The following is an 8,655-nucleotide window of genomic DNA, read 5'->3' on the forward strand; positions in this document are numbered from 1 at the left end:
AGCAGCGCCAGCCCGACGTCGGGGCCGTGCGCCATGGCCACGGCGACGGCCTGGTTGAGTGTGACGAACGGGCTGGGGGCGACCCGGCTCAGCATGTCGTAGAGGACGCTGATCTGCAGCCAGTCGGTGCGGTCGAACGTCGGGGCCTCGGCGTGGACGGCGGCGATGGCCGCCTGGAGCTGGTAGCGGCCCACCGGGCCGTGGGGCAGGGCCCGGCCGAGCAGCGCGACGCCCTCGTCGATCAGGTCGGCGCGCCAGCGGGAGCGGTCCTGGTCGGCCAGCGGCACGAGGTCACCGGCGGCGTCGGTGCGGGCGGGCGACCGGGCGTGGGTGAGCAGCATCAGCGCCAGCGTGCCGGTCACCTCGTGGTGCTCGGGCAGCGCGGTGTGGACCTGCCGGGTGAGCCGGATCGCCTCCTCGGCGAGTGCGACGTCCAGGAGCTGGTCACCGGAGGTGCGGGTGTAGCCCTCGCTGAACACCAGGTGGCACACGTCGAGCACGGCGGCCACCCGGGCGGGCAGCGCGTGCGGCGGCGGCATGGTGAACCGGGCGCCCGCCTCGCGCAGCGTCGCGCGGGCCCGGCTCAGCCGCTGCGTCATGGTCCGGGCCGGCACCAGGTAGGCGGCGGCGATCTGCTCGACGCGCAGGCCGGCCACCGCGCGCAGGGTCAGCGCGACCTGTGAGGGGCGGCTCAGGGCCGGGTGGCAGCACAGGAACAGCAGCCGCATCGTGTCGTCGGCGCCGGTCACCGGCGTGTCGTCGACGGGCGGTACGCGGCCTGCGTCGGGTTGCCGGGCCGCGTCGAGCCGCTCGCGGCGGGTACGGGCCGCGTCGGCGCGGATCCGGTCGATCAGTCGCCGCGCGGCGACCCGGATCAGCCAGGCGCGGGGGTCGTCGGGGACGCCGGTGCGCGGCCAGTTGGCGGCGGCCGCCTCCGCCGCGTCCTGCAGGGCGTCCTCGCAGGCGTCGGGGTGCCCGTAGCGGCGCAGCAGCGCGGCGCGGACGTGCGGCGCCTCCCGGCGCCACACGTCCGCCAGCGCTGTGGCGTTACTGATCGGAGCCGCCCGGCCACATCAGGGGCCGCAGCTCGACGGTCTCCCCCGGGCCGGCGAACTTCGCCGCGACGGCCTCGGCGCGGGCCTGGTCCTCCACGTCGATCAGGAAGAACCCGGCGAGGTGTTCCTTGGCTTCGGAGTACGGGCCGTCGGTCACCAGCGGCGCGCCGTCGCTCCACCGGTACAGCCGTGCGGTGGCGGGGTCGGCGAGCGCCTCACCGACGACGAGCTCACCGTTGGCGTGCAGCTCGGTCAGCACCTGCTCGAAGTCGGCGTTGAGCCGGTCCCGTACCTCGGCGGGCAGCTCCTGGTAGGAGGCCAGATACTCGGAGGTGGGGTGGCCCCACGGCTCCGGGTTGGAGTGGATCATGATGACGTACTTCACTGTCGGTCCTTCGCGTCGTGCGGCGGTGCCTCCCCGCCGCTCGCCGGGTACGACGGAGCCGGATCGCCGATGTCTACATATCCTCGCGTCATGAGTAACGCGTTGGGTGTCGGTGACCTGGTCGAGGATTTCACGCTGCCGGACGAGACGGGGACGCCGCGTCGCCTGTCGGAGTTCCTGGCCGCCGGGCCGGTGGTGTTGTTCTTCTATCCGGCGGCGATGACGCGGGGCTGCACGGCGGAGAGCTGTCACTTCCGGGATCTGGCGGCGGAGTTCGCGGCGGTGGGCGCCCAGCGGGTCGGGATCAGCCGTGATCCGGTGCAGCGGCAGGCGGAGTTCTCCCGCCGGCACGGGTTCGACTATCCGCTGCTCTCCGACGTCGACGGCGCGGTGGCGGACGCGTTCGGGGTGCGGCGGCGGCTGCCGCTGGGGCCGCTGAGCACGCGGCGGATGACGTTCGTGATCGGCACGGACCGGCGGGTCCTCGCCGTGGTGCGCAGCGAGCTGAGCATGAACGAGCACGCCGACGCGGCGTTGCGGGCCCTCGGGGGCTGATCATCGTGGTGTCGCAGCCGGCTGGTATCAAGGCTGCGTCAAACAGGTGTACGGAAGAGGGCGTGATGGCGGGTCAGGGTTTGTCCACTGACGAGGTTCAGGGGATCCGGGAGGCGCTCGCGGCGGGCCGCAAGCCCCGGGTGGTGTTCACCGAGGCGGCCGGGCAGATCGCCGGGCAGATCGGGCAGGTGGTGGAGCTGACCGACCCGGAGGCGTCGGAGGAGTTCGTGGTGGTGCGGTTCGGCCGCGACGAGCTGCCGTTCTCCCCCACCGACGTGGCGGTCGCGCCGAAGGGCGCCGGGCGGCGTCCGGCCGCCGAGGCGAAGCCGGAACCGGAGCAGCCGCCGGCCGCGCCGGAGCCGGAGTTCGTGCTGGACACCCCGCGGGTGCCGGCGCCACGACGGGAGGAGCCGAAGACCGAGGCGCCGCAGGCGGAGCCGAAGCCGGCCAAGCGGGCGGTGAAGGCCGCGAAGCCGAAGACCCCGCCGGGGCTCACGGTGACGCTGGCCTACGCCGAGGGCGAGTGGACGGTGGCCGCGCAGCAGGGCACGAAGGCGCTGGCCCGGCCGTACGTGGTGAAGCCGGCCGAGGCGCTGCGGATGGTGGCGCTGGTGGACGTGCCGGGGGTGCAGGAGGCGGTGGAGCAGATCCTCGCCGCCGAGCGGGCCGAGGCGGAGCAGCAGGCGGAGAAGCTGCGCGCCGAGCTGGCCGAGATCGAGGCGCGGCTGGCGGAGCTGCGCGAGGCGCGCTGAACGCCCCGCGGGGCCGGTGCGACCCCCTCGCACCGGCCCCGCGCCCCTGCGCCCACAGGTCGATCAGTGTTGCGGAATGTTCTGTACCCCGATCCGGCGGCGGAACACCCAGTACGTCCAACCCTGGTACGCCAGCACGATCGGCGTGAAGATCACCGCCACCCAGGTCATGATCTTCAGGGTGTACGGGGTGGACGCGGCGTTTGTGGCGGTGAGCGTGCCGGCCGCGTCGAGCGTGGACGGCATCACGTTCGGGAACAGCGCCGCGAACAGCGTCGCCACGGCCAGCGCGATCGCCACGGCGGTGCCGGTGAACGCCCAGCCCTCCCGGCGTACCTTGGCCGCGGCCAGACCGCCGAGCAGGGCGAGGGCGGCGCCGACGGCGAGCACGACGGCGGCGGCGCTGGAGCGGATGGTCAGCGACCAGCTCAGGAACGCCACCGCGGCCACGGCCGTGCCGACGCCGAGCTTGACGGCGAGGGCGCCGGCGCGCTCGCGGATGTCGCCGGTGGTCTTGAGCGCCAGGAACACCGCGCCGTGGGTGAGGAACAGCCCCAGCGTGGTCAGGCCGCCGAGCAGCGCGTACGGGTTGAGCAGGTCGAGCAGCCCGCCGACGTACTCGTGGTCGGCGTCCAGCGGCACGCCGCGGAAGATGTTGGCGAACGCCACGCCCCACAGCACGGCCGGGATCGCCGAGCCCCAGAAGATGGCCTGGTCCCAGCGGCGCTTCCAGGACGCCTCGGGCCGCTTGTGGCGGTACTCGAAGGCGACGCCGCGGGCGATCAGGGCCAGCAGGATGAGCAGCAGCGGCAGGTAGAAGCCGGAGAACAGGGTGGCGTACCACTCGGGGAAGGCGGCGAACATGGCGCCGCCGGCGGTGATCAGCCACACCTCGTTGCCGTCCCAGACCGGGCCGATGGTGTTGATCAGGACACGGCGCTGCCGGTCGTCGCGGCCGAGCACCGGCAGCAGCATCCCGACGCCGAAGTCGAAGCCTTCGAGGATGAAGTAGCCGGTGAAGAGCACTGCTACGAGGAGAAACCAGACGGTCGTCAGTTCCACGGTTGGGCTCCGGGGTGTCAGTAGGCGAACGCCAGCGGGCGCTCGGCGTCGTCGGTGTCGTCGTCGTCGGTCTGCGGGGTGACGTCCGGGACGCCGGCGCGGGCATAGCGGACCAGCAGCTTGAACTCGACCACCGCGAGGACGGCGTAGATGAGCGTGAACGCGGTGAAGGAGGTGAGGACCTCGGTCAGGGAGACGCTGCGGGACACGCCGTCACGGGTGAGCATCTCGCCGAAGACGATCCACGGCTGGCGGCCCATCTCGGTGAAGATCCAGCCGAAGGAGTTGGCCAGCAGCGGCAGCACGGGCATGACCAGGCCGGCGCGCAGCAGCCACTTGCTGGTGGGGGTGCGGCCCTTGCGCTGGCTCCAGAGCACCAGCAGCGCGATCGCGGCGGCGGCCAGCCCGAAGCCGATCATGAAGCGGAAGCTCCAGTAGGTGACCGGGATGATCGGTGCGTAGTTGCCGGGGCCGTACTGGCTGGCGTACTGGGCCTGGAGGTCGTTGATGCCCTGCACGGTGCCGTTGGGGTCGCCGGTGCCGAGGAACGACAGCAGGTACGGGATCTTGAGAGCGAAGATCTCGCGGCTGCCGTCGAGGCTGCCGACGGTGAGCACGGAGAACGAGGCGGGGCTCTCGGTGGTGTAGAGGCCCTCCGCGGCGGCCATCTTCATCGGCTGCACCTCGGTCATGATCTTGCCCTGGATGTCGCCGGTGAGGATCACCAGCGCCGAGGAGATCAGGACGACCCAGGAGCCGAGCTTGGTGGCGAAGCGGTACGCGCCGGTGTCGGCGCTGTCGCGGTTGCGCATCACGTGCCACAGGCCGACGGTGACCATCAGCGACCCGGCGACCAGGAACGAGCCGGCCAGCGTGTGCGGGAAGGTGACCAGGGCGACCTTGTTGGTGAGCACGGCGACGAAGTCGGTCAGCTCGGCGCGGCCGCTCTCCGGGTTGATCCGGAAGCCGACCGGGTTCTGCATGAACGAGTTGGCGGCGAGGATGAAGTACGCCGACAGGTTGGTGCCGATCGCGGCGGCCCAGATCGCGGCCAGGTGCAGGCGTTTGGGCAGCCGGTCCCAGCCGAAGATCCACAGGCCGATGAACGTGGACTCCAGGAAGAACGCCACAAGGGCCTCGATGGCCAGCGGCGCGCCGAAGATGTCACCGACGAAGCGGGAGTAGTCACTCCAGTTCATGCCGAACTGGAACTCCTGCACGATGCCGGTGACCACACCCATCGCGAAGTTGATCAGGAAGAGCTTGCCGTAGAACTTGGTGAGTTTGAGGTACCGCTCGTTACCGGTGCGGTGCCACATGGTCTGGAGGATCGCCACCAGCACGGACAGGCCGATGGTCAACGGCACGAACAAGAAGTGGTAGACGGTGGTGACACCGAACTGCCAGCGGGCGACGTCCAACGCGTCCACCAGAAAACCCCCAGCTGTGCATACTACGAGACGTAGTAGATACTACTCGGCGTCGTAGCGAAAGCAGCAGGGCCGCAGGGCCCCACCCGGCCCGGGACCAATGACCCTGATCACCCTTGCCGGAGGACCCACCGGCTCCCGCCGCCACCCCTGCACGTGCGACCATCCAGCACTGATGAACAGCACCCTCTGGCGCGCGCCGCTGCTGTGGCGGGGCGCGCAGACGCTCGCCCGCGCCGCCGTCGGGCTGGTCGGCCGGCTGGAGGTCACCGGCGACGTGCCCGACGCGCTGCGCCGCGGCCCGCTGATCCTGGCCGCCAACCACATCAGCCCGTTCGACCCGGTCGTGCTCGCCGCCGCCTGCCGGGTCCGCGACGTCGCGCCACGGATCATGGCCACCGGCGGCCTGTTCCGCACCCCGGTGATCGGGGCGCTGATGCGCCGCGCCGGGCACATCCGCGTCGACCGCGGCACCGCCGCCGTGCACCGCTCGCTGGAGGTCGCCGCCCAGGCCGTGGCCGGCGGCTCGGTGGTGCTCGTCTACCCGGAGGGACGCATCGGGCTCGACCCGGGCATGTGGCCCGAGCGGGGCAAGACCGGCACGGCCCGGCTCGCGTTCGCCAGCGGCGCCGCCGTCGTACCGGTGGCGCAGTGGGGTTCGCACGAGGTGCTGCCGTACCGCGCGCCGAAGGGGATGCTGCGTGGGGTGGCCCGCGCGCTCGTCCGCCGGCCCGCCATCCGGGTGCACTTCGGCGCCCCGGTGCCGATCGACGACCTGCGGTCGGGCTCTCCCGGCGCGGCCCGGCACGCCACCGACCGGATCATCGACGCGATCACCGACGACCTGGTCCCGCTGCGCCCCGACGAGCCGGAACTGCCGCGCCACGTCGACCCGGGCCGGCCGGTCGACACCGCCCGCGCCCACCGCCGCCACCGCCCCGGCTGACGCATCCCGGCCCCGGAGGCGGGTATCAAGTCCCGCAATCCCGAGGCGGAGAGGATCCGGCCATGACCGCTGTTCGAGCACTCGTTCTCAACTGCACCCTGAAGCGCTCACCGGCGACGTCCAGTTCCCAGGTGCTCGGTCAGGAGGTGCTCGACGCGCTGGCCGATCAGGGTGTCGACGGCGAGATCGTCCGCGTGGTCGACCACGACGTGCGCTTCGGGGTCGCCGTCGACGAGGGTGCCGGCGACGGCTGGCCCGCCATCCGCGCCAAGCTGCTCGCCGCCCAGATCCTGATCATCGCCACGCCGATCTGGCTCGGTCAGCCCTCGTCGGTCACCAAGATGGTCCTGGAACGGTTGGACGCCGAACTGTCCGAGACCGACGACCAGGGCCGCCTGCGTACCTACGGCAAAGTCGGCGGGGTGGCAGTGGTCGGCAACGAGGACGGCGCGCACCACACCATCGCCGAGGTGCAGCAGGCCCTCAACGAGGTGGGGTTCACCTGCCCGGCCGCCGGGGCCACCTACTGGGTCGGCGAGGCGCTGCACAAGACCGACTACGTCGACGCCCGCCCCAAACCCGACACGACCGGCCGCACCACCGCCGCGCTGGCGCTCAACAGCGCCCACCTGGCCCGGCTGCTCGCGGAGCAGCCCTACCCGCCGCCGGGAACCCGCGACGCAGCCACCGCCCCCGCCCGCCCCCGTTGATCTTGCAGTTGCGGTCCGGCTGAACCCGGCAAACCGCCCCGAACGAGGGCCGCAAGCGCGAGATCGACGGGGGTCAGGGGGTGGCGCGCAGGCGGGCGTCCAGGGCGTCGAGGTCCGGTACGAACCACACCTGGTCGTGGCGGTTGGACTCGGCCACCAGCGCGCGCAGCGCGCCACTGCGCTCCATGTGGTCGGAGATGTCGCCGACAATCGCCAGGCGCAGCCGGTAGTTGACGAACTTCTGCATCACCTCGCCCGCGAAGCGGGTGCCGAGCGTGAAGAAGCCGGGGTCGAGCCGCTCGGCCGGCACCGCCACCACAGTCGCGCCGAGGAACGCCGCGCCGATCAGGTCCAGCGCGTCGCGCTCGGTGGCGATCGGCGGGCCGTCCGGGTCGCAGACCAGCACCGCCACGCCGGCGCGCTCCTGCATCAGGTCAGTCACGGCCGCCGCCGAGCAGGTCGTTGCCGCCGCCCAGCACACCGTCGACCAGGCGCAGCAGGTCGGCGGTGGCGGTGAGGTCGCCCAGGATCATGATGGTCATGCGTTGCCGCTCCTCGTCGTGGACCGTCTGCACCCGCAGCGGACGGTCCGGGTCGTGGTGGGTGTTCACGCCGGCCAGCACCAGCGTCGCGAGCCGGTCGGCGGCGGTCCGGTCGACGCCGTCGAGCCGCAGGACGCTCGACACCTCCGCCGCCGGTCCGGTGGCCGCGACGGCCGGCCGGCCGGTCAGCGCGTTCAGGTCCGCACGCGCGATCCGGTACTGCTTGCCGATCCGGGTGGCCCGCAGCCGCCCGGACCGGATGTAGCCGCGCACGGTGCGCACGTGCAGCCCGAGCAGGTCAGCGACCTGCTCAACCGAATACATGTCGTTACTCATCGCACCCTATCTTAGTCACGATAGGGAACGATAGGTAATTTCATCGCCCGGCCATGTGCGCGCCACCCGGGCCGGGCATACTGCCCGCGTGCAGCCCCGTCACGGCTACCTCGACGCGCCCGCGCCGCTGGCGTTCGCCCACCGCGGCGGCGCGGCCGACGGCGACGAGAACACCGCCGCCGCGTTCGCCCGTGCCGTCGCCCTGGGCTACCGGTACGTGGAGACCGACGTGCACGCCACCGCCGACGGCGTACCCGTGGTCTTCCACGACCCGACGCTGCGCCGGGTCACCGGCGAGCCCGGTCGCATCGCGGACCTGCGCTGGGCCGACCTGACCTCGGTGCGCGTCGGCGGGGCCGCCCTGGTGCCCCGGCTGGACGACGTGCTGAACGCCTGGCCGCAGGTGCGGTTCAACATCGACGTCAAGTCCGACGGCGGCGTGGCGCCCACGGTCGCCACCGTCACCCGGGCCGGCGCGGGTGACCGGGTGCTGCTCGCCTCGTTCAGCGACGCCCGGCTGTCGCGGCTACGCGCGCTGGCCGGCCCGAGCGTCGCCACCAGCCTCGGCATGCGCGGCGTGGCCCGGCTGCGGCTGGCCTCGCTGCACGGGCGACCGGTGCGGCTGCCCCCGTCCGTGGTCGCCGCGCAGGTCCCGGTCTCCTTCGGGCGGGTGCCGGTGGTGGACCGGCGGTTCCTCGCGTACTGCCGCCGGATCGGGTTGCACGTGCACGTCTGGACGATCGACGAACCCGCCCAGATGCACCACTTACTTGATCTTGGTGTGGATGGCATCATGACCGATCACGTCAGCGTGCTCCGCGACGTCTACCGCAGCCGCGGCCACTGGGCCGCCTGACCCCCCGAGGACGACCCCCGATGGCC

General features: G+C 72.4%; 11 protein-coding genes. 5 read left to right on the plus strand and 6 right to left on the minus strand.

The window, feature by feature from the left end; translation table 11 throughout:
• Together KBX39_RS15075 and KBX39_RS15080 are read right to left on the minus strand one after the other, a co-directional pair.
• Positions 1–1,028, minus strand: a 1,028-nt coding sequence (locus tag KBX39_RS15075) for an RNA polymerase sigma factor (protein WP_210871138.1), incomplete at its 3' end; no start/stop codon positions are given.
• Between the two features lie 19 nt (positions 1,029–1,047).
• Entirely contained in the window at positions 1,048–1,440 is a 393-nt protein-coding gene (locus KBX39_RS15080; RefSeq protein ID WP_043324033.1) for a YciI family protein, read from the minus strand.
• Positions 1,441–1,530: 90 nt separating this feature from the next.
• On the opposite strand from KBX39_RS15080, the gene KBX39_RS15085 reads away from it, so the two are divergent.
• Positions 1,531–1,995, plus strand: a complete 465-nt coding sequence (locus KBX39_RS15085; RefSeq protein WP_281606097.1) for a peroxiredoxin — start codon at positions 1,531–1,533, stop codon at positions 1,993–1,995.
• A gap of 65 nt (positions 1,996–2,060) precedes the next feature.
• On the plus strand, positions 2,061–2,747 hold the full coding sequence (locus KBX39_RS15090) for a hypothetical protein (RefSeq protein ID WP_210871140.1): 687 nt from the start codon (positions 2,061–2,063) through the stop codon (positions 2,745–2,747).
• Between the two features lie 63 nt (positions 2,748–2,810).
• Here KBX39_RS15090 and cydB read toward each other — a convergent pair whose 3' ends face one another.
• Together cydB and KBX39_RS15100 are read right to left on the minus strand one after the other, a co-directional pair.
• Positions 2,811–3,809, minus strand: coding sequence for a cytochrome d ubiquinol oxidase subunit II (cydB, locus tag KBX39_RS15095; protein WP_069089654.1), 999 nt, complete (start codon positions 3,807–3,809; stop codon positions 2,811–2,813).
• Between the two features lie 17 nt (positions 3,810–3,826).
• Complete coding sequence (locus KBX39_RS15100; RefSeq protein ID WP_043324038.1) at positions 3,827–5,239, minus strand: cytochrome ubiquinol oxidase subunit I; 1,413 nt, start codon at positions 5,237–5,239, stop codon at positions 3,827–3,829.
• 175 nt (positions 5,240–5,414) lie between these two features.
• Between KBX39_RS15100 and KBX39_RS15105 the strand changes: the two genes are divergently transcribed.
• Complete coding sequence (locus tag KBX39_RS15105; RefSeq protein ID WP_113974122.1) at positions 5,415–6,185, plus strand: 1-acyl-sn-glycerol-3-phosphate acyltransferase; 771 nt, start codon at positions 5,415–5,417, stop codon at positions 6,183–6,185.
• Between the two features lie 62 nt (positions 6,186–6,247).
• Positions 6,248–6,895 (plus strand): flavodoxin family protein, encoded by a 648-nt coding sequence (locus tag KBX39_RS15110; RefSeq protein ID WP_113974120.1) that lies wholly within the window; start codon positions 6,248–6,250, stop codon positions 6,893–6,895.
• A gap of 73 nt (positions 6,896–6,968) precedes the next feature.
• Here KBX39_RS15110 and KBX39_RS15115 read toward each other — a convergent pair whose 3' ends face one another.
• Positions 6,969–7,337: a DUF4180 domain-containing protein gene (locus KBX39_RS15115; RefSeq protein ID WP_043324041.1), complete on the minus strand. Its 369-nt coding sequence runs from the start codon at positions 7,335–7,337 to the stop codon at positions 6,969–6,971.
• Complete coding sequence (locus tag KBX39_RS15120) at positions 7,330–7,773, minus strand: helix-turn-helix domain-containing protein (protein ID WP_247660219.1); 444 nt, start codon at positions 7,771–7,773, stop codon at positions 7,330–7,332. Before KBX39_RS15120 ends, KBX39_RS15115 begins: the two co-directional genes overlap by 8 nt.
• A gap of 88 nt (positions 7,774–7,861) precedes the next feature.
• Here KBX39_RS15120 and KBX39_RS15125 point away from each other — a divergent pair, with 88 nt between their 5' ends.
• Positions 7,862–8,629, plus strand: a complete 768-nt coding sequence (locus tag KBX39_RS15125) for a glycerophosphodiester phosphodiesterase (protein ID WP_043330133.1) — start codon at positions 7,862–7,864, stop codon at positions 8,627–8,629.
• Positions 8,630–8,655: the final 26 nt, after the last annotated feature.

Origin of the sequence: Micromonospora sp. D75 (genome assembly GCF_018070405.1) — a bacterium.
Taxonomy (GTDB): Bacteria; Actinomycetota; Actinomycetes; order Mycobacteriales; family Micromonosporaceae; genus Micromonospora; species Micromonospora chalcea.